General features: G+C 69.1%; 10 protein-coding genes. 3 read left to right on the top strand and 7 right to left on the bottom strand.

Annotation, left to right across the window (positions count from 1 at the left end):
- Positions 1-3 precede the first annotated feature (3 nt).
- The 7 genes from AC0V2Y_RS26810 to AC0V2Y_RS26780 all read right to left on the bottom strand — a co-directional run bounded on the left by AC0V2Y_RS26810 (position 4) and on the right by AC0V2Y_RS26780 (position 17,494).
- A complete protein-coding gene (locus AC0V2Y_RS26810) occupies positions 4-963 on the bottom strand; it encodes an FAD binding domain-containing protein (protein WP_475416941.1) in 960 nt (319 codons plus the stop codon).
- Positions 960-1,616, bottom strand: coding sequence for an aldehyde dehydrogenase iron-sulfur subunit PaoA (gene paoA, locus AC0V2Y_RS26805; RefSeq protein WP_475416942.1), 657 nt, complete (start codon positions 1,614-1,616; stop codon positions 960-962). Before paoA ends, AC0V2Y_RS26810 begins: the two co-directional genes overlap by 4 nt.
- Before the next feature lie 76 nt (positions 1,617-1,692).
- The gene (locus tag AC0V2Y_RS26800; RefSeq protein ID WP_475416943.1) at positions 1,693-2,415 is read right to left on the bottom strand and encodes an RNA polymerase sigma factor; all 723 of its coding nucleotides are present in this window, start codon (positions 2,413-2,415) and stop codon (positions 1,693-1,695) included.
- A complete protein-coding gene (locus AC0V2Y_RS26795; protein ID WP_475416944.1) occupies positions 2,412-15,050 on the bottom strand; it encodes a filamentous haemagglutinin family protein in 12,639 nt (4,212 codons plus the stop codon). Before AC0V2Y_RS26795 ends, AC0V2Y_RS26800 begins: the two co-directional genes overlap by 4 nt.
- 154 nt (positions 15,051-15,204) lie before the next feature.
- A complete protein-coding gene (locus AC0V2Y_RS26790; protein ID WP_475416945.1) occupies positions 15,205-16,179 on the bottom strand; it encodes a FecR family protein in 975 nt (324 codons plus the stop codon).
- Between the two features lie 8 nt (positions 16,180-16,187).
- Positions 16,188-16,763 carry an RNA polymerase sigma factor gene (locus AC0V2Y_RS26785; RefSeq protein WP_230521842.1) on the bottom strand — a complete coding sequence of 192 codons (576 nt, stop codon included), beginning with the start codon at positions 16,761-16,763 and terminating at the stop codon, positions 16,188-16,190.
- On the bottom strand, positions 16,760-17,494 hold the full coding sequence (locus AC0V2Y_RS26780) for a hypothetical protein (RefSeq protein WP_475416946.1): 735 nt from the start codon (positions 17,492-17,494) through the stop codon (positions 16,760-16,762). Before AC0V2Y_RS26780 ends, AC0V2Y_RS26785 begins: the two co-directional genes overlap by 4 nt.
- 209 nt (positions 17,495-17,703) lie before the next feature.
- Between AC0V2Y_RS26780 and AC0V2Y_RS26775 the strand changes: the two genes are divergently transcribed.
- The 3 genes from AC0V2Y_RS26775 to AC0V2Y_RS26765 are packed head-to-tail and all read left to right on the top strand — an operon-like array spanning position 17,704 to position 20,554.
- Complete coding sequence (locus AC0V2Y_RS26775) at positions 17,704-18,720, top strand: M14 family zinc carboxypeptidase (protein ID WP_475416947.1); 1,017 nt, start codon at positions 17,704-17,706, stop codon at positions 18,718-18,720.
- Positions 18,717-19,520: an alpha/beta fold hydrolase gene (locus AC0V2Y_RS26770; protein ID WP_475416948.1), complete on the top strand. Its 804-nt coding sequence runs from the start codon at positions 18,717-18,719 to the stop codon at positions 19,518-19,520. The genes AC0V2Y_RS26775 and AC0V2Y_RS26770 overlap by 4 nt, the downstream gene beginning before the upstream one ends.
- Positions 19,511-20,554: a serine hydrolase domain-containing protein gene (locus tag AC0V2Y_RS26765; protein WP_475416949.1), complete on the top strand. Its 1,044-nt coding sequence runs from the start codon at positions 19,511-19,513 to the stop codon at positions 20,552-20,554. The genes AC0V2Y_RS26770 and AC0V2Y_RS26765 overlap by 10 nt, the downstream gene beginning before the upstream one ends.
- The last annotated feature ends 102 nt before the right edge of the window (positions 20,555-20,656 follow it).

The raw sequence follows: 20,656 nt of genomic DNA, 5'->3' as shown, positions 1-20,656 counted from the left end.
GCTCTAGCCTTTCTTCACCGGTGCTTGCGCCAGGACGGACGCCACGGTGCGCTGCGCCAGGATCAGCTTGAAGCCGTTATCGGCCGTCGGCCTGGCGCCGGCCAGCAGGCGTTCGCTGACGGCGGCCGCGCCATGCGGCATGGCCTGCTCGGCGGCAAGTACTCTCCACGGCTGCGGCGCGACACCGCCCAAGGCCAACCTGCCGGTGCCATCGGGCAAGATGATCGCCGCGACAGACACCAGCGCGAACGCATACGAGGCGCGGTCGCGCACCTTGCGGTAGACGTGCGTGCCGCCCACGGGCCGGGGCAAGGTGACGCTGGTGATCAATTCGCCCGGCTGCAGCACCGTTTCCAGCTGCGGCGTACTGCCCGGCAAGCGGTAAAAGTCGGCGATGGGGATGCTGCGCGTGCTGCCGTCGGCCCGCACGGTGTCGATGCCGGCATCGAGCACGCGCATGGCGACGGCCATGTCGCTCGGGTGCGTGGCGATGCACGCCTCGCTGCCGCCCAGAATCGCCAGCGGCCGGCTGAAACCGGCTATGGCCGAGCAGCCGCTGCCCGGCACGCGCTTGTTGCAGGCCTGGTTCGTGTCATAGAAATACGGGCAGCGCGTGCGCTGCAGCAGGTTGCCGGCCGTCGTCGCCTTGTTGCGCAATTGCGCCGAGGCGCCGGCCAGCAGAGCGCGCGACAGCACGGCGTAGTCGCGCCGGACCGTCGCGTGCGCGGCCAGCGCCGTGTTGCGCACGAGGGCGCCGATGCGCAAGCCGCCATCCTTCGTCGTCTCCACCTTGTCCAGCGCGAGGCCATTGACGTCGATCAAATGCGCGGGCGTTTCGATCTCCAGCTTCATCAGATCGAGCAGATTCGTGCCGCCCGCGATGAAACGGGCGCCGGGCGTAGTCAAGGCGGCGGCCGCCGCTTCGGCCGGCGTGGCGGCCTTCTGATAGCTGAACACTCTCATGCCGGCCCCCCCGCCACCTCGGTGATGGCTTCGATGATGTTGGAATAGGCGCCGCAACGGCAGAGATTGCCGCTCATGCGCTCGCGCAATTCTTCCGGCGTCACCGAGGGGGCCGCGTTCAAGTCCGCGCTGACGTGGCTGGGGATGCCCTGGCGGATTTCTGCCAGCGCGGCGACGGCCGAACAGATCTGCCCCGGCGTGCAGTAGCCGCATTGATAACCGTCATGCGCGATGAAGGCGGCCTGCATCGGATGCAGTTTCTCGGGCGTGCCCAGCCCCTCGATGGTGGTGACTTTCGCGCCGTCATGCATCACGGCCAGGGTCAGACAGGCATTGATGCGCTGGCCGTCGAGCAGGACGGTGCAGGCGCCGCACTGGCCATGGTCGCAGCCCTTCTTGGTCCCCGTCAGGTGCAAATGTTCGCGCAAGGCGTCGAGCAAGGTGGTGCGCGTGTCGAGTTCCAAACTGTGGCGCCGGCCGTTGACGTCGAGGCTGACTTTCATCAGGACGGGCGGCGCCTGTCCCGACAGGGCCGCGCTATGGGCCGCTTCGGCTGCCCCCGTCACGCCGGGCACGGCCACTGCCGTGGCCGACAGCGCGCCGGCGATCAGCAAACCGCGCCTGCCGGCATTGATGTGATTACACTCTGTCATCTCGCGCTTCCTCCTGGCTGTGGACTGGCTGGGCGGGCGCATGCAGGCCCGAAGCAGCAGTCTGGCGGCCGGATGCCTAAGCGTCTGTACGCGAACGAACGTTCAGCCTCAAGCTGCGCCGGGTCGTGCCGACGCCGCCCTGCGCCGCGTAGCCCGTGTGGCGGGCGCAGTGGTCGAGCGCCTGGCGCAAGGCCGTATCGACGTTGCGCAAGGACATGTCGTGCCGCTCGGCCACTTCCTGGCGGGTCAGCTCGTCCACGCGCAGCGCTTCGAGCACTTGCCGGTGGCGCCGCGGCAGCAGCTCGACGGCTTGCGCCAGGCGGCGCACGTCGTCCTGCAGCTCGGCCAGGCGCTCCGGCCCGGCCGCCGTATCGGCGAGGAAATCGACCAGGCCGCCAGCGCCGTCGCCACCGCCCTCGTCCGCAAACAGCCAGGCACGGTTGCGCCGCAGGCCGTCCATGGCCGCATTGCACGCCACGCGAAACACATAGGCGACGGGGCTGTGCGCCAGCGCCGCGCCGTCCCCGGTCGCCAGCGCGCCCAGGCGCAGCCAGGCGTCGTGCAGGCTGTCGCTGGCCAGCTCGGCGCAACCCAGGTGGCGCGCCAGGCGCCGGTGCAGGGCCGCGTAATGGCCCTCCAGCACCGCCTGCAGCCGGGCGCCCTGCCCCGGCACCGGCGTCGGCACGGGCGCCACGTCGTTGGCCGCCTGCAGGCGGGGCCGGATGGCGGGCCGGTAAGGGGCCATCCCCGCCATGCGCAAGGGCAAGGCGTTGGCCATGCCAAGCATGCCGGCCATCATGGCGACAACCTGCTGCGTTCCTGCGCCGTCAGCTGGCGCGTGGCCGATTCCGGCAGCGGGCCCAGGCCCAGCACGCGCACGGCGCTGCGCGGGTTGTAGTCGGCCGCCTCGGTGCGCTCACCCTCCTGCGGCGCCGCTTGCGCGCTGTCCGGCGGGGCGTCGTTGCCAAAACCCAGCACGCGCACCGTGAACACGGATGGCTGCGCGGCGCGCGTGGCGGCGCGCTCGCGCCGCACCACGTCCTGGGCGGCGGCCGTGGCCTGCGTAGCGGCCGCGCTGGCGTTCGTCATGGCGGCCACGTTGACGGACGCTACCGTCGGCATGCCCTTCGCTTCGCCCTTGACCTGGATGTTCGCCGCGTTCACCACCGTCAGCGCGGCCAGGTTGACGCTGCCCGAGACGCGGATGCCCGCCTCGCCCGCGTCGATGGTGCCCAGCGGCGCCAGCAGGTCGACGTCGCCGGCCGGCACTTCCGCGATCGGCGCCAGCGTGGCGATGCCGGCGCCCGTGCTCGGCACGTCGGACGACAGGGTCACGTTGCCCCAGTTGTCATACACGCGCTTGGGCGGCGTGTAGATGATGGTCGACTTCGAACCGCGGCCCGCGTTGATGTCGCCCTGCGACGACCAGCCGAGGATATCGCCGCCGAACGTCGTCATGACGCGGCTCTGGCCCAGCAGGATGCTGCCGTGCGAGAACAGCTCGATATTGCCGCCGCCCTTGGTGATGAGGCCCGAGGTCGACGGCGGCGCCTCGCCCTCGATGCCGAACACCTGCTTACCGCCCGGCGTGAGCAACTGGATGCCGCCGCCGAAGTTGGTGTGCACGTAACCGCTGCGGGGGAAATAGTCCCAGCGCTGCTCGCCATCATTGCGCACCGCGTACAGGCCGCGATACATGACGATGTCGCCCGCATAATCGATAGCCTTGCCGCTGGCGTCCTTGGCCGGCGCCAGGGCCGCGATGGCGTTGCGGCTGCGCAGGAAGCTGCCGTAGCGGGCGCTGTCCGCATCGTTGAACTCGCGCCCGCCCGCCTTCAGCTCCGCGAAATACACGTCGCGGGCAAAGACGCGCTGCTGCGGCTCGGGCAAGGCCAGATAAAAGGCCTGCGCCTCGGCGGGCGTGCCCTTGAAAGCATAACGCTCGCCCAGCCACGCCGCCAGTTCGCCGTCGTACGCTTTCACCACCTTGCCGGCCTGGCCGGCCAGCGGCACGCCCGTCTGGGCCACGTTGGCCGGGTCCAGATACGGCTTGACGAAGCGCAGGTAGTCGAGACCGGCCGCGCCCACGCCCGCCTGCATGGCGATACCGGCGCCCGGGCGCTTGTCTCCGGCGACGACGGGACCGAGGCTGACGACGCTGCCCTTGTCCTGCATCAATATGTTGCGTCCGGCGCTGATGTCGAGCGTGCCGGGGCCGGCCACGTTGAAGGAGCTGTTCAGTATATCGCGCCCGGCCGAAACCACCGAGACGTCAAACGCATTGTTGTGCACGAACAGGTTGCTGATATTCCTGAAGCTCATGTCGCTGTTGCTGGCGCTGCCGTTACTGGCTTCCAGCTGCGCCGTGCCGCTGCCGACGATATCGCGGCCCGCCTTCATCCACACGGGTTGGCCACCCTCATACCAGGTGATGCCCGCATGCCTGGCGTCATGAAACGCGAGGATACGCCCGCTGTTTACGCCCACCAGGTCGCCCGTGACGGCATAGATGCGGGCCACCTGCGTGCCGCTGTTGGCGGGGCCGGCCGAGGAATCGGGACCGAAGGCAAACAGCGGGAAGTTCCATTTCGCCGCCGGCGTCCCCGTGCTCGAGACATTCGTGGCCAGGGGATTGGTCTCATTCGGCCGGATATCCCAGCCCGTGAAGCCTGGCTTGAACGGCGTCGCCATGCTGTCGGCGGCGGCGCCGGACTGGCTGACGGCAAAACCGCCCGCGTAGATGGAATCGCTGGCCAGCCATTGCAGCTGGGCATTGGGAGACGGCGCCAGCAGCAGCGGCGGGCCATACGCGGATGCAGCACCCCAATCCGTGATGGTCTTGCCGTAGTACAAGCTGCCATTTGCGGCCGCGGCCCGCACGATGGACGGATAGACGGTGGCCAGATCGGTATCCGTGCCGACGGACGCCGACAGCGGCGTCATGTTGCCGCCGGCGGAGTAGAGGTCGAGCGCCGTGCGCGGCGTCCACAGGCTGAACCAGCTGTAGCCGTAGCCCTGCTCACCGGCCGCGCCGGTGAACGGCGTGGCATTGAACGCGGTCACGCGGCCGGGATCGGCCACATCCTGCAGCACCAGGTCGCCCAGCGTCGCCACGCTGAACGTGGCGTCGCCTGGCACCAGGGTCATGCCGCCCCGGGGCGAGGCGCGCGTGGCGCGGAAGGCATCGTAGGCGCGCGTTTCCAGCGGCACGTGATCGGTGGAGCGCGTGCCGTATTCCAGTTCCACGCTGCCCAGCTGCGCGGCCGACGTTTCCGCATGGCCACGCAAGTCGACCAGCGCGCCGTTCAGGTGGTTGCCACCGGCCTTGCCGGCGGAATTCAGGGCGCCGCCCACGCGCAGCTCCAGGTCGCCGCCGCCCGTCTGCAGCAGGCTACCATCGGCCAGCACGCGTCCCGTGCCGCCCACGGCCAGCAGCAAACCCTGCGAACGCGGGTTGATGCTGCCGTTATACGAACTGCCCGTCAGCGGGGCCAGCGCGCCCGCGTCGCCCGCCACCTCGGCGCGCACATTGCCGCCGCCCAAGGTGCCGAAGCCTGTAAAGCCCAGCACGGTATCGGCCAGCGTACCGCGGCCCACATAGCTGCCGAAATTGATCCACCACGCTGTCGGCTGAGGCGCGCCGCCCGTGGCCACGCCGCCGCTGCCCTGGCGCCACAGCCAATTGCCCACTGCCACCGAATCGGCCATACCATCCACGGGAACGGGACGCAGGTTGATGGAACTGGCCGCGTCGATCAGCGAGCCGCTCAGGTCGCCCGCCACCTTCAGCAGCAGATTGCCCCCCTGCTCCGGATACCAGGCGCGGTAGATGCTGTCGGCGCCGCCGTCGACCAGGCGTTCATGCGCGCCGTCGGAGTTGCCCAGCACCTTGCCGTCGGCATTGCGCGCGCGCGGCAGGTTGTACGGGTCGCCGGCCGCCGTCGGCGCGGACGACATGCCGGCCGTGTACACGCCATACAGGCTGTCCATGCGCAGGCTGCCGCCGCTGACCAGGTCCAGGTCGCCCGTGCCCGTGCGCAGCACGCTGTAGCGCAGGCTGCTCGCCTTGTAGTCAAACGTGGGGTTCGACGTGCCGCACCAGGTGGGGTTTTCCTCGCAAATGGTCGGCCACTGCAGCGCCACAGGGTCGAGCAGGTCGCCCGCCTTGACGCTCGGGTCGGCGAACTCTTCCGCGCCTGCCTTGGTCCACACATAGGCCACCTTCAACACGCACATGCTCGGGTCGCCGGCGCAAAATTCCGCCACAGTCTGACCGAACTGGCTGATGAATTCCTCGGTGATGGGTTCGCCCGCCACGATGCCGACGATGCCTTCCCGCTCGCCCAGCTCCTGCGCTTCCTTGGTCCAGTACTGCACGCCCTTCGGCGGGATCAGGATGCCGTACATGCCGTAGTGGCTGTCGGCCAGGCGCAGGGTGCCGTGGCTTGGGTGCGCCTGCACGCCGCGCGTGTCGGCACCGTCCAGGTCGGCGCCGGCCACCAGGCGCATGCCCCACGCTTGCGAGCCTTCGGCCAGCATGGGCGCGACGGCCCACAGCTTGCCCTGGCTGCCCGCCACGTCCGGACGCAGCTGGATTGAATCCACATTGGGCATCAGCTTGACGTCGGTGCCGGACGGGATCAGCGACCCCACGGCCAGCGCCAGGTTGCCATTCAGTGCAAACACCGAGCGTTCGCCCGCCACGCCAGGCAGTGGCACGCCCTTGGGCCAGGTCATGGCGCGCACCATCACCGATTGCTTCAGTACGCTGCCCGCATCGAGGCGCATGCCGGCTGTCAAGGTCTGCGCCGTGGCCAGCACGGTGCCGGCCGCGTGGACGATATTGCCGGCGCCGTCGCGCACGGCGGCCGCCAGCACCGTGCCGGCCGGCACGGTGACGGCCTGGTCCAGCGTCGCGGCCACGGGCAGGCGCGTGTCGGCGAGCAGATTGAAACCCTTGACGGGCAAGTCGTAGTTAAGCGCGATGCCTCCCGGGAACAAGGTGCCATCGGCCACGGTCACGCCCTTGCCCGGCACGATGACGTCGCTGCCGTTGATGTCGCGCCCCGGCAGCAAGATCCAGCCCTTGTCATCCTGGGTGGCGGGCGGCGGCGCGAAGCCGTCGTTGATGCTGCCATAGATGCTCAAATCGCCGCCGGCGCGCAGCAGCAGGCTGCCCACCTCGCCCGAACCGCGCACATTTGTTGCGTGAAAGCGCGGGTTCAGGCTGGCGTAGCGCATGCCCGACAGATCCAGGTCTCCCCGCACCACCAGGTCGCCGTCTGGCGTCTTGCTGACGATATCGACGCCGGGACGCAAGTGCAGCGCATCGGCATACGCGGCCGTGTTCAAGCCCGCCAGCTTGATGTTGCGCAAGTTCGTGTTGGCCAGCGCCGCGTCGATGAAAGCCGTGCTGTCCGCATGCTTGCTGTCGAGATATGCCTGGTCGATCACCTGGTAGGGGCGGCCGCTGGCCGACAGATCCGTGGCGTAGGCCGCATCGTCATAGCGCTGCATGGCGTTGACGGCGATCGATTTCGCGCCGCGTATCGTCAAACCGCCGCCGGCCGCAATGGCGATGTCGCCGAAGGTGGCCGCATCAAGATCCGTGCGAACGCCGCCGCTGCCCAGGCGCGGCGCGCTCAATTCCACGGTGCCGCGCGCGGCGCCGTCGTGTTCGCCCTTGCCCTTGCCGGCCACGGCCGTCGTGCCGTGGCGCACGTCGATCTGCGCACCGCCAGCCAGGTCGAGTACGCCTTCGCCCGCGTTCAGCTCCACCGTGGCCCGGTTCGGGCTGTCGATGATCTTGCCATAGCTGTCGACGCGCAAGACCGTGCCATGCGCATCGAGCACGGCATTGCCGGCCAAAGTCAATCCATGCTTGCCGGCCAGGCGGATGCTGCCCACGCGCTCGCCGCTGGCATCGACGGTGCCGGCAACGGACAGCTTGCCGTTGTCGAGGGCCACCTGTACCTCGCCCGCCTTGAGTTCATTGCCGATGGTCAAGTCGCCCTGCTTCAGCTGGAAACTGCGTCCGCCCGTCACGCCGCCTTCATTCAAACGCCCGTTCAGCAACGCAAACTGGCTGTCCGGCGTGCCGCCCGCGCCCAGCGTCTGCGCGCGCACGTCCACGCTGCCCTTCTTGTACGGGACCATGGTGCCGCCCGCGTCGTAGCTGCCGCTGGCGCCGCCCAGTAACTTGCCTTGCAAATCGACCATGCCGGCCGCGCCATCGAGGGCCACGGCCTTCAGGCTGCCGGCGCGGTTGTTCACGGCCGACACGTCGATCACGGCACCGCTAGCTGCACGGATATCGCCGGCGCGGCTGTCCAGCGTCACGTCGCCGCCCCAGCTGTATTTGTCCACGTCGAAAAAGGTGCTCTTGCGGCCCGCCATGTCGATGCGCGCGCCGTCGGCCACGGTGATGTCGCGCTGGGCGCTGATCGTCAACTTGCCGCTAGGCAACACCACGGCCGTCGCCACGCTCACGCTGTCGCCGTTCAAGGCCAGCTGGGCGCCCAGTCCATCGGTATTCTTGACGGACGCGGCTGGCGCCGTACCGGCCGGGGCCGCTACCGTCAGCGCGCCGCCCGCCGTGTAGCTGTGGGCGGAACCGGCGTCGCCCGTCAGCAGCGGCGTGCTGATGTTGAGGTTGCCGCCGCTGTACTGGAAACCCTTGCCCGTTTCATACGCGCCCTGCGCCTGGTAGACGGACAGGCTGCCCTTGTGGTTGGCCGTCACCTGGCCCGACGCCTTCAAGTTGACGTTGCCAAAACCCAGCGCCAGGCGGTCGAACGAGGCGACGCCGGCCGGCTGCGTGAACGGGCCGAAGCCGAAATCGATGCGCTGCGCTTCCAGGTTCAGGGTGCCGCTGCCCGTGCCGGCGCCATGCGTGATGACATTGCCGGCCGGCGACAGGGCGCCGCCCCAGATCAGGTTGGCCGTGCGGATGGTCGCCACGGTATCGGCGCCGCCCTGGCCATACATGGCCGGCGTGGTCAGCACCAGACGCTCCAGCGTGGATTTCCCCGTGCCCTTGTCATAGGTATCGAGCACCACGTCGCCATAGAAATTGACGCTGTCGGCCGCGCTCAGCATCAGCGCCTGCAGGGCCGGCGCGCCCGTGCCGGTATCGCCGCGCAGCAGGCGTTCCAGCACGCCCTGGTTCATGGTCAGGCCGCTGGAACGCGTGCCGTTGGCCTGGGCCGCCGCCAGCGCCTCGCCGCTGCCCATGTTGATGGCGCCCACGGCCAGGCTCAGGTTGCGCGTGCCGTAGCGGGCCGTGTCGTCCAGCGCGAAACTGCCGTTCGTCGACAGCAGCAAGGTGCCTTCCGAGTACAGGCTCGCTGTTCCTTGGTCGGTGCAGGTGTCGTCGCACACGCCGATGCGGATGCCGCCGCGCGCCGTGCCGCTGGCCGGCGCCACGTTGAGCAAGCCGTTCGAGGCCGCCAGCATGTGCACGTCCGCGCGGCCCTTCTTGTAGATGAAGCCGTCGTTGGCGTCATACGCGGCCTTGCCCTTGCCCAGGGTGCTGATGCCGGCACCGGCGGCGATATCGATCAAGCCATCGCCCAGCAGATAACTACTGGGGTCCTGAGCGACGAGGAACACCTCGGGCGCCGACAGGACGGCCCCCGCGCGCAGGTAGATGGCGCGGGCCGAGTTGGCGCCGAAGTTCACGTAGTTGCCAGCCTGGCCATATTCCACCGATGGTGCATTGCCCAGCATCATGCGGGCAGCGCCTATATTGTTCAGGCTGGAGGCGCGCACGCTGACCAGCCCGGCGCCGCTGGTGGCGGGCGCGCCGTCGGCGAGAATTTCAATATCGCCGTTGGCGGTATTGCTCGACATCAGTATCACGGTGCCGCCATAGCCGCCCTCGGCGGCGCCAAATTTACCGGTGCCCTTGAACTGGAAGGTGTCCAGGCCGCCGTCCTGGAGCAGGGTCAGCTTGAGCGTTTTCGCATCGGACGGCAGCAGCGCGCGGGGGATGCCCCGCGTTTGCGCATCGGCCAGCGCGAATGCGGCATAGCCGGTCTCGTTGTACTGGGAATAGCTGCGCAGGACTTTGGCCGGCGTGAGTATCAGCTGGCTGGCCAGCGGCGCGCGGATGTCCGTGCCGGCGATCGACAGGGTGCCCGGCGCGGTCCAGGAACCGTTGCGCAGCGGCTGCGCCAGCGTGCCGGCACCGCCCTGGCCCGCCAGGCCGTTCAGTTCCACGCGGAAAGCACCCGGCAGCAAGGCATAGGTCGACGGCATCAGGGTGTAGGTGCCGGCGGCCAGGCCAGGCACGCCGCTGCCCAGCGTCACCTGCCGGCCGATGGCCGGATCGGACGCCGCCTTTTCTCCGCCGGCGGGCGCCTGCCACGCCTGCACGCCCGGCACGATGGCGTACACGGGATTCGTTGCCAGGCCCGGCAGGACAAAGCCGCCGTTCGTTCCCACCTGCGCCAGCGGATGGTAGCGCGCGTCGGTCGAGCCGCCGCGCCCGGCGATGAAGCCGGCGCCCGTCAGTTCGCCGCCGCCGGACAGGTCGAGCAGCGCGCCCGGCCGCACGTCCACGGCCGCGCCCGCCAATTCCACGCCGTTGCGCAGGCCGCCCTGCGCATTGATGCCGCCCACGCCCATCAAGGCGGCCGGCTTGCCGTTGACGTTCCAGGTCTGGCCATCGACGGTACCGCCATACGGCATGACGAGGCCGGCGCCGCTGACGGAGGTGATATTACTTGGCAACAAGTTAACGGTCAGGCTCCTGTCGTTGTCATAGCCGGCCGCGCCAACCGCCAAGCGCCCCAGCGGCGCGCGCACGACGCCGCCCTGCTCGATATGCGCGGCCGCCAGTTCCAGCGAGCCGAAGGCGGAATACGGCATGGCCGGCACGTCAGCCGTGCTGCGAGTAATGTTCAGGCTGCGCGTAGGGTCATAGCCAAGCTTGCCGTCGACGATGCCATAGCCGGCGCGCACGGCGGCGCCGGCGCCCGTTTCCGGGTACAGCTGGGCCGCAGCGAGGGTCATGTCGCCCGGCGTGGACAGCACCGTCGTCGCCTGATTGCCATCCCAGCCCAGCGGCGACAGCAGGAAGCGCAGGTCGCCGCGGCTCGTCAAACGCACGTCGTCCGACCGAATGTCGACCAGGCCGCGCACGTCGATCAGGTCGCCAGCTATGCTGACCTGGCCGGCCATCGGCGACTGGCCCGCCGTGCCCGGCGTGACATAGTAGTCGCGTCCTGCCGGCTTGACGCTGGCCAGGCGCACGTACGGCGCCGCGATGCCGACCTTCGCGCCGGGCTTGCTGCCTGGCGCCAGCACGGGCGCGCCATACAGCTGGAAGCTTTGCTGCAGCGTCAGCGACATGTCGCCATCGAAGGAGGCGGCGCCGAGCAGGGCCAGGTTGCCGAAGCCGCCCGCCTCCACTTGCTCCACCGAGTAGCGGCCATGGCCGTACTGCAGCGCCTGCGGCCCGTCCTGCGCCGCATCCCGCGCATGCACGCCGTCGGCCAGGTCGCTGGCAACTTTGTGCTGCGTCAACGCCAACTGGCGCCCCTGCAGCACCTTGTCCGTCGCCAGCGTTTTCAGGTAAACGGGCGTGCCCGTGGCCACGGACAGGCTGCCGCCCGCCGCGCCCGCGCCGCCCGCCTTGGCCAGCAGCTGGCCATCGAGGTACAAACCGTTGTTCGACGCCAGCGCGATGCTGCCGCCCGCGCTGGCCACGTCGACGGCCGCGCCGTTCACGTCCAGCACCGCGTGCGCACCGGAAGCATCCAATACGGCGCCATCGCGCACGACGACGAACAGGCTGGCGGCCGACGTGCTGCCCTGCGCATGGTCGATCTCGCCGCCGACGACGATGCTGCCGCCGTCCGCCACCTTGCCGTAGCGCCGGCCCTGCGCGTCCGTGGCCGTGACGGCGCGCGACGCCACGTCGAGCACGGCATGGTCGCCGATCCAGATGGAACGGCCATGGCCGGCCGCCTCCACCGCTTCGGACACGTTCACGTCGACGCCCACGCCGCCGAGGCTGATCTTGCCGCCCCACGCGTTCAGGCGCCCGTCCACCGTCAGCTGGCCCACACTGGCCAGTTTGATGGACTGGCCCGCATCGACGCTCACCACGGCGCCCTTGCCTATCAGCAGCTCGGCGCTGGCCATGTCAGCCGCGCCGGACTGGATATCGCCCACCTGCAGGGCCAGGCTGGCGCCCTTGCGCTGGGTCAGGGTGCCCTTGAGCGCGTTTTCCGTGACCTGCTCCGGCGTCCACAGGGCCAATCTTTCATTGTCCACCACGCGCAGCACGGGCATGCGCACGTCCACCTGGGTGCCGTCCGCCACCGTCAAGCCTTGCTTGCCGACCAGGCTGTAGCTGGAAAAACCCTGCTCAAAAAAGGCGCCGCCCAAGTGCAGGGCGCCGGCCCCGGGTTTTTCAATGTCGCCAATGACGATCTTGTTCGCCTGCAATTCCAGCTTGCCGCCGCCCGTCACGCCATGGCCGCGCAGCTGCGCGCCCTCGCCCAGCACCAGGTCCGATTTCGTTCCATAGCTGGCCAGGGTCACGTTGCCGCCCTTGCCGCCCTGCTGTTTCGCCTGCGACAGAACGGCCGCGCCCGAGCCGGCGTCGATCAGGCTGCCGCTGCCGATGCGCACGTCGCCGTTCGCCCGCAGCGACACACTGCCGCCATTGATATACGGCAGACCAGCGGCGGCCAGCGGATCGCGCAGCACATTGACCAGCAAGCCGCTGGTATCGAGGCTCACGCCATCGGCCAGCACCAGCTTGCCCACGGCCCCGCCCGGGTTGACGAACGTATCGACCATGCCCAGCGCGCCGACCTGGTTCAGCACATTGCCGGCCATGATGCTGCCGCCCTGGCTGCGCAGGCTGGCATTGATGGCCACGTCCTTGCCGAACAGGGTGATGTTGCCGCCGTCGGCCACCTGCAGCGCGCTGTCGACGGTGATCGATCCTTTCGCGGCGATACGGATGGCGCCCAGATGTTGGTCATTGAGCAAGCTGGTATCGAGCAGCAGCTTGCCCTGGCGCTCTGACGCCAGCACGTCCGCCACGTCGAGGCCGGCGGCGATGCCGTCCTGCACGCGCGTCAGGCGCACCTCGTCCATGACGGCCGACAGCGCATGCTGCAGCACGCCCGTGCGCTTGTCGAACATGGGCTGGTACTGGCCGACGATCAGCTGCCCCCGCTGCGCCGCGGCCAGCTGCGACTGCTGGTAGCCGTCGAGCAGGGCCTGCGGCGCCTGGCTCTGGCGCTCGCCCTGGAAGACGTCGCCCGCGATGCCCCCTTCCAGCACGGCCGAACCGGTGGCGACCACCAGCTTGCCCGCGTCGCGGCCCACCGTGTAGCCGTTTTCCAGCCGCTGTTGCGCGGCGATCAATGGATTGGCGTAGAACGCGCTGGCATCCTTGCCCCAGCGCGCATGTTCTTCCTCGTAGCCCTTGTACACGCCCGCGTACGGCAAGTCGGCCGGCGCGCTGCCCGCCTCATGCAGCTTGCCGTCCACGCCTTTGAGCCACGTCTGGCGCAGCGCGCCCGTCTGCACGTCGAGGGTGCCGCCCGACAGGTTGATGCTGGAGCCAAGCTGCGTGACGACATCCTTGCCGCCGAAGCTCACCGTGCCGCCCTGCGCCATCCACTCGCTGACGGAATGGCCCTGCGTGCCCAGGTAGCCGGCCACTTCCAGCAAGCCGCCGGCCGTGTACCAGCGGTCGCTGTCGTAGCCGTTCGTGCCCTTCGGTACGAACACCAGCTTGCGGCGGTCGACCCATATACTGCTGTTGAGCAAAGCCTTGCCGTCGCGGTTGACGGGCGCGTCGCGCTGCTCGTTGCCCTGCACGTTGATCTCGACATTGTTCGCCTCCATGGCCACCTTGACGCCCACGGCGCCGGAGACGTCGAGCTGGGCGCCGTCGCGCAGCAGGCTGCGGCTGGCGGCGTTGACGGCGACCTGGCCGCCCGTGGCCAGGGTCAGCGAGTCGCCCATGAATTCCACCGTGCCGGCGCTGCCGATCTCGATGCGCGACTGGTCGCGGCGGTCGTTGACGGCAACGATATTTTCCGTCGCCGTCACGGCCGGGCCGCGCATGGCGTCGCGCTGGCTGTCGAGCGCCGTCGTCTTGCCGTCGTCCTCGATGACGATGGCCGTGGTGGCGCCCCGTCCCACAGTGACGGCCGCGTCGCTGCCCAGGGCGTTCAGGTGGATGGTGCCGCGCGTGGCTGTCGTCGTCGTGGCCAGCACCACGCCTTCCTGGCGCACGTCGCGTCCGGCCAGCGTGACGTCGCCTTCGCGCGCCTGGATCAGGCCCGTGTTGACGACCTTGCCCGCCGTGCTGCCGGCCGCGAACTGCGGCGTGACTTCGCTGCCGCGCGTGGTCGACAGCGGATTGCCATCCGTGCCCACGCCTTTCTTAATGGTAAAACTGTCGCCGGCAGCCAGCAGGGCCTGGCCCTTGGGCGTGGCGATCTCGCCTGCCTGGTGCACCTCCTTGCCCAGCAGCATCACGTAACCGCCGCCTTCCGTGCTGCCCTTGGGCGCATTGCTGGCCATGCGCGCGCCCGCCTGCACCTGCACCTTGCCGCCCGCATCCGTAAAAGTCGTGGCGCCGGCCGTGCCGGGGCTGTAGATGCCGTCCTTCTGGAATTGCGCGTTGCCGATGCGGGCGGCGGCCGCCACCAGGCTGCGCGTGTCGACCTGGCTCGTGCCGCTAAACACGATGCCGTTGCGGTTGACGAGCAGCACCGTGCCGTCGGCCTTGATCTGGCCCTGGATCTGGCTGGGACGCGATTGCGGATCGTTGACCCGGTTCAGCACGGCCCAGTCCTTCTGCTGCTGGAACGTCAATGTCGTGTCCTTGCCGACATTAAACGTTTCCCAGTTCAGGATGGCCTTGTCCGCCGTCTGCTGCACCACCACAGCCGTCTTTCCCGCCGCCACCGTCTGCACGGGCGCCTGGGCGTTGAGCCAGCCAGCCGTCAGGCTGTTGGTGTCGACCTGCAAGCCACCTTTCACGAGACCATCGGGTGCGCCAGGCACGCCGGCGGCCGCCTGGCGCGCCTGCGCCTGGGCCGCTTGCTGCGCTGCGATGGCGCGCGCGGCCAGGTTCAGGTTGTTGAGCGAACGCTGCAACTGCTGATTGGCCTGCTGTTGCTGGCCCTCGGGGCGGCTGCCCAGCGGCAGCGGCTGGCCATTCGGCAGGCGGCCCGAGCTGGCCGCCGTATTCTGGTTCGCACCCTTGGCCGCGAACCAGCCGCCGCTGAACGCCTGCTGCGCCCGCGCCGGCGTGGTGAAGGCGCCCGCCATCAGCATGGTGGTCAGCGCGTAAGCGAGCGGCGTGAGCCGCAAGCGGCTGCCCAGCGTGGAGCTACGCTGCGCGCCCGTGTCGACGGTCGGGACTGGGCGCTGGGCAGTGTGAAGCTTGGTCATGGCAATGGTTTCCTGGCTAGAGAGAAGGGAACGGAGCCTGGCGGTAGCGCAGGCGTCCATACCTCCATGACGTAGCTGGGCGGCGGAAGGGATAATGTTTTTTGAAAAAATATTTGGATTTGCCTGCCGCCGGGGCATCCGGCAACCGCTGAAATCAGCTCAGCAAGACGATGCCGCCTGGCAGGCTGGTCATTTGCGCGCCCGTCAAGTCGCGTATCATCGCCAGCGCGCCATCCATCTGGCGGATGGAAAAGCGCATGCGCACGAGGCGGCGGCCCAGTTCGGCATTGCGCAGCAGCACGCGGCCGGGCCGGTAGCGGTTGATTTCATCGACCACCTGGGACAGCGGCTTGCCGGCGAATGACAGCGCGCCCGTGCGCCAGGCGCTGGCCTCCTCGGCCGGCGCGGCCGTGGCCGCCTGCACGTCCCGCTCGTCGTAGACCAGCTGCTGCCCCGCATCGAGAGTCAGGCGCCGCTGTTGCCAGACCACCTCCACGGCGCCCGCCAGGCAGGTGACGCAGACGGCGTCGTCCGTGTGGCGCACATTGAAGCGGGCCGACTGCGCCAATAGACGCCCCGCGCCCGCCAGCACCGACACGGGCTGGCGCGCGCCGCTGGCGAGGATTTCCGCTTCGCCGCCCAGCAGTTCGATCGCTTCCGGCGCCCGCACATCGATGCGCGTCTGCGTATTCATCTGCACCGTCATCTGCCGCGACAGGGCCAGTTGCCGCTGTTCGCCCGTGCCCGTGCGGTAGTCGGCATTCAATTCCTGCAAGGATGGCCAGGCGCCCAGCGGCGGACGCAGGGCCAGCACGGCCACGCCGGCCGCCAGCGCGCCGCCGAGGAAGGCGCGCCGGCCGGGACGGAGGGGAAACGCCAGCACGTTCGCCTGCGGCGGCGCGGCGGCGGCGCGGGTCAAGGCGGGGTCTAGCGCCTGCCACACTTGCTGGAGTTCGCGCCATGCGCGCGCATGCGCGGGGCTGCGCGCGCACCAGGCGCGCAAGGCGTCGGCGTCGGCCTGCGTGAAATCGTCGGCACGCAGGCGTGCCCACCAGGCGGCGGCTTCCCGGCCGATGGCAGTGTCGTCATGTTCAACTAGGTCGCGTGGATCGCGGTCGGGAGCGGTCATGGGATTCATCAATATTTACGGCGGCCCGACACATCGCTGCGCTGGGCCGCATCGGCGTCGGCCATGCACGTTTTACAGTGTTGCATGGCGGCCTGCAATTCTTTCTTCACCATCGCCACGGAAATGCCGAAGCGCTCGGCGATCTCCGCATTGAGCATGCCGTCGATGCGCGCCGCCGTCAGGATGGCGCGGCGGCGCGGCGACAGACCCGCCAAGGCCGCGTCGAGCGCCTGCACGTCGAGCCGCGCCGAGACGATGCGGGCCGGGTCGCTGATGTCGTCGCCGGCCTCGTCGGCCATGTGCATCAGCTCTTCGCGTTCGCGCTCGGTGACGATGATGCGGTCGCGGCGGTAGGCGTCGGTGGCGATATTGGCCGCCATGCGCAGCAAATAGGCGTCGGGGTTGTGGACGGGCGCGGCGGCGGGACCCGGCGCCACCATCGCTTCGAGGCGCAGCCAGGTTTCCTGCAGCGCATCGGCCGCATGGTGCTTGCAGCCGACCACGCGCTCGAGGCGCCAGCGCAGCACGGCGTAGCGCGAACTGAGGTGGCGTTTGAGCTTGGTGCGCAGGTCGGGCATGCTCATGGCGCGGAAATTCCCTGCGTGCCGGCGGCGCAATCGGCTTCGCTGCCCGGCCCTTGCGGCAGCAGCAGGATGGAGACGGGCTGCGGCATCGACGGCAGCGGCGCCGCGCCCACGCGCATGCCCAGCACCACGCGCGCGATCGCCGTGTCGCGCGCGCGCAAGCCCGTGCTGTCGAGCAGGTGCACGCGGTCCACCACGCCGGCGCGGTTCAGATACAGCTGCAGCGCCAGGCGGTAGCCGCCGGGGCGCGTCTGCGCGGCGCGGCACAGCAATCCCAGCAGCACGTGCTGCAGCCGGCCCACATAGGCCAGATGGTCGCCGCCGCCCTGCACGGCGCCCGGGATGTCGACGGCGGCCACGACGGCGGCAGGCGGCAGGTCCGCGGCCGCGGCCGCGGCCGCGGCATACACGATGACGGCTTGCGCGTCGGACAGGCGCGATTGCAGCCCCGTTCCTTCCAGCAAGACTTGCAGGGCCGCTCCGGCCGCATAGGGGCCGCGCACGGCGGCCGACTGGCGCCGCACGTAGCGCTGGTCCATCAGCACGGCGATGCCCGTGCGGCGGCTGTACAGGCCGAGCGCATCGCCGAGGTGTTGCGCGGCGATATCGAACTGCAGCACGGCGCCGTCGGCCGGCTGCGCCCGCGCGGACCCCACCGTGGCCAGGAAGCCCAGCAGCACCAGGCATCCGGCCAGCGCAAGCACATGGACGGATGCCGGGCTGCCTGTCATATCGCTCTCTTGTCGCTATCGTGTGAGGAGGGAAACAGGACGCAGGACGGTGTTTCAAATGAAGCATCCTTGCGTCAACTGCAACAGACTACACAGCAAACATGACGGCTTCGTGACATGCTTGTCACCAATAAATTTCGTCATGCGGGACGCCGGGAACAGGCTGGATTTCGGCTACACTGGCTGTCACTTTCCCTTTCAGACGCCTGATGATCGAAAAGAATCTGCCCGAGCTGGTCATGCTGAAGCGCCTCATCGACGAAGGCGGCAGCCACCTGGAAGTGGCCGCGCCCTGCAGCATCGCCATGGATGGGCGCGAATTTCCCGTGTATTCGATCGCCATGGGCAATCCCAGCCCCGACGTACCCGTGCTGGGCTTTTTCGGCGGCATCCACGGCCTCGAACGCATCGGCACGCAGGTACTGCTCTCTTTCCTGGAAAGCCTGGTCGCGCGCCTGCGCTGGGACGCCACCCTGCACCAGCAACTGGAAAGCATGCGCCTCGTCTTCATGCCGCTGGTCAATCCGGGCGGCATGTGGCAAGCGACGCGCTGCAATCCGCAGGGCGTGGACCTGATGCGCAACGCGCCGCTGAGCGCGCGCGAAAAAGTGCCGTTCATGCTGGGCGGTCAGCGCTACAGCCCCCGCCTGCCCTGGTACCGGGGCGCGGCGGACGGCCCGATGGAGCGGGAAAGCCAGGCCGTGTGCGATCTCGTCGGGCGCGAATTGCTGTCGCGCCAGTTCAGCATCGCCCTCGATTGCCATTCCGGCTTCGGCTTGCGCGACCGCATCTGGTTTCCCCACGCTCACACCAAGGTGCCGATCGAGCATCTGGCCGAGATCGGCGCGCTGGAAGAACTGTTCAGCCAGAGCTACCCGAACCACAACTATGTGTTCGAGCCGCAAAGCCGGCAATACCGCACGCATGGCGACCTGTGGGACTATCTGTACCTGAACGGCACCAGCTACACGGGCCGCGTATTCCTGCCGCTGACGCTGGAAATGGGCTCGTGGCTGTGGGTCAAGAAAAACCCGCGCCAGCTGTTCAACCGGGTCAGCATCTTCAACCCCACGGCCGCGCACCGCCTGCAGCGCGTGCTGCGCCGGCACCTGGTGTGGTTCGATTTCCTCATGCGCGCCGCCAGCAGCCACGGCCGCTGGATGCCGGAAGGCTTGCTGCGCAAGGCGCAGCGCCGGCGCGCCCTGGCGCAATGGTACGAATCATGAACCCGCCCACCTGGGTTTTATTGCGCGGGCTGATGCGCGAACAACGCCACTGGGGTACCTTTCCCGCCACGCTGGCGCGCACCCTGCCCGGCGCCCGCATCGTCACGCCCGACCTGCCCGGCAACGGCACGCGCCACGCGCAGGACAGCGCCACCCGCGTGGCCGCCATGGTGGAAAGCTGCCGCCAGGAACTGCTGGCGCGCGGCATCCCCGCGCCCTACCACTTGCTGGCCCTGTCCCTGGGCGGCATGGTGGCCGTCGAATGGGGTCACCGCTATCCGCAGGAAATCGCCCGCTGCGTGCTCATCAACACCAGCATGCGGCCGTTCAGTCCGTTTTACCGGCGCCTGCGCTGGCAAAACTACGGCACCCTGCTGCGCCAGCTGCTGGCCGGCGACCAGCGCAGCCAGGAAAGTCTGATCTTGCGCCTGACGAGCCGTCGCAATGCGGACGGCAACCCCGCGCTGCTGGCCGACTGGCTCCGTTACCAGCAGGAATACCCGGTCAGCCGGCGCAATGCGCTGCGCCAGTTGCTGTCGGCCGCCCGCTACCGCGCCCCGGCAATCCGCCCGCCCATGCCCGTGCTGGTGATGGCCGGCGCGCAAGACCGGCTGGTCGACCACCGCTGCTCGCAGCGCCTGGCGCGCGCCTGGCAAGCCGATTGCCTGATCCACGGCGAGGCCGGGCACGACTTGCCGCTCGACGAAGGCGAATGGGTGGCGCGGTCGGTGGCGCGCTGGCTGGGGGTGACAGAGGCAGACGATAACAAGATAAACACAGCACAATCAATATGCATATAAGCAACCATACTGACCAGCTGGCAGCGCTGGTAGAGGCTCGCGTGCAGGAGCGGATTTTCCCGGGCGCGGCCTGGGCCGTGGGCACCGTCGATCACGGCATGGCGGGCGCGGCCGGGCGGCTCACGCCCGAGCCAGCCAGCGCCGCGATGCAGCTCGACACCCTGTTCGACATCGCGTCGCTGACCAAGATCGTCAGCGTCTGGGCGCTGACGGGCCGGCTGCTGAAGCAGGAACGCCTGGCCCTGGACAGCCGGCTGGCCGAGGTGCTGCCCGGCACGGTAGGATACGCGCTGGCGCCCGTCACGATTTTCCAGCTGCTCACGCATACGGCCGGCCTGCCGCTGCGCGCGCGCCTGCGCGCCAGCTATGGCGAGGTGTACGACGACATCGTGCGCGGCGTGCTGCGCGAGCCGCTGGAAGGCATACCAGGCCAGGCTGTCGACTACACGGACCGCGCGGCCCTGATCCTCGGCCTGGTCATCGAACGGCTGCTGGGCATGCCCCTGGACCAGGCCCTGGAACAGTATGTGCTGCGGCCGCTGGGCATGGCCGCCACGGGCTACGGCCCGCTGGCGCCACGTTCCGGCCAGCTGGTTGCGCCGACCGAGTATTGCGAACAGGCGGGCGCCCACCTTGCCGGCGTGACGCATGATTTTTCGACGCGGCTGCTGGGCGGCGTATGCGGCATTTCCGGGCTGTTTTCCAACGTGCCCGACCTGCAGCGCTTCCTGCAGGCAATGCTGGCGCCGGACCGGCATGGCGAGGTGTTCGATGCCGGCTGGGTGCGTGATTCGCTGACGGTGCAAACGGGTTCCCTGAACCCGTCGCGCGGCCTGTTCTGGCACCCGGCGGCAGGCACGGAGCCGCACGATGACGTCTGGTGCCATCAGGGGTTCACCGGTACCGCCATGTGGCTCAGCCCCCGGCGCGGCCGCTATGCGGTGCTGCTGACGAACAAGCTGTACTACACGCGCGATTCCGCCCGGATCAACGCGCTGCGGCACGCTTTCATGCGCTGCGCCTTCGGGCTCTGAACCCGCGGCTGGCGCACGCGCAGGCGTCTGGCCGGATCGCCGGCCGAAATCCGCAGCCGTGCCTGAGCCAGCGCGACAGCACGCCCCTCCCCCTTTCCTGAC

It is taken from the genome of Janthinobacterium sp. BHSEK, assembly GCF_056174685.1.
Note: the sequence above shows the minus strand (reverse complement) of the source record. Positions and strands in the feature narration are given on the sequence as shown.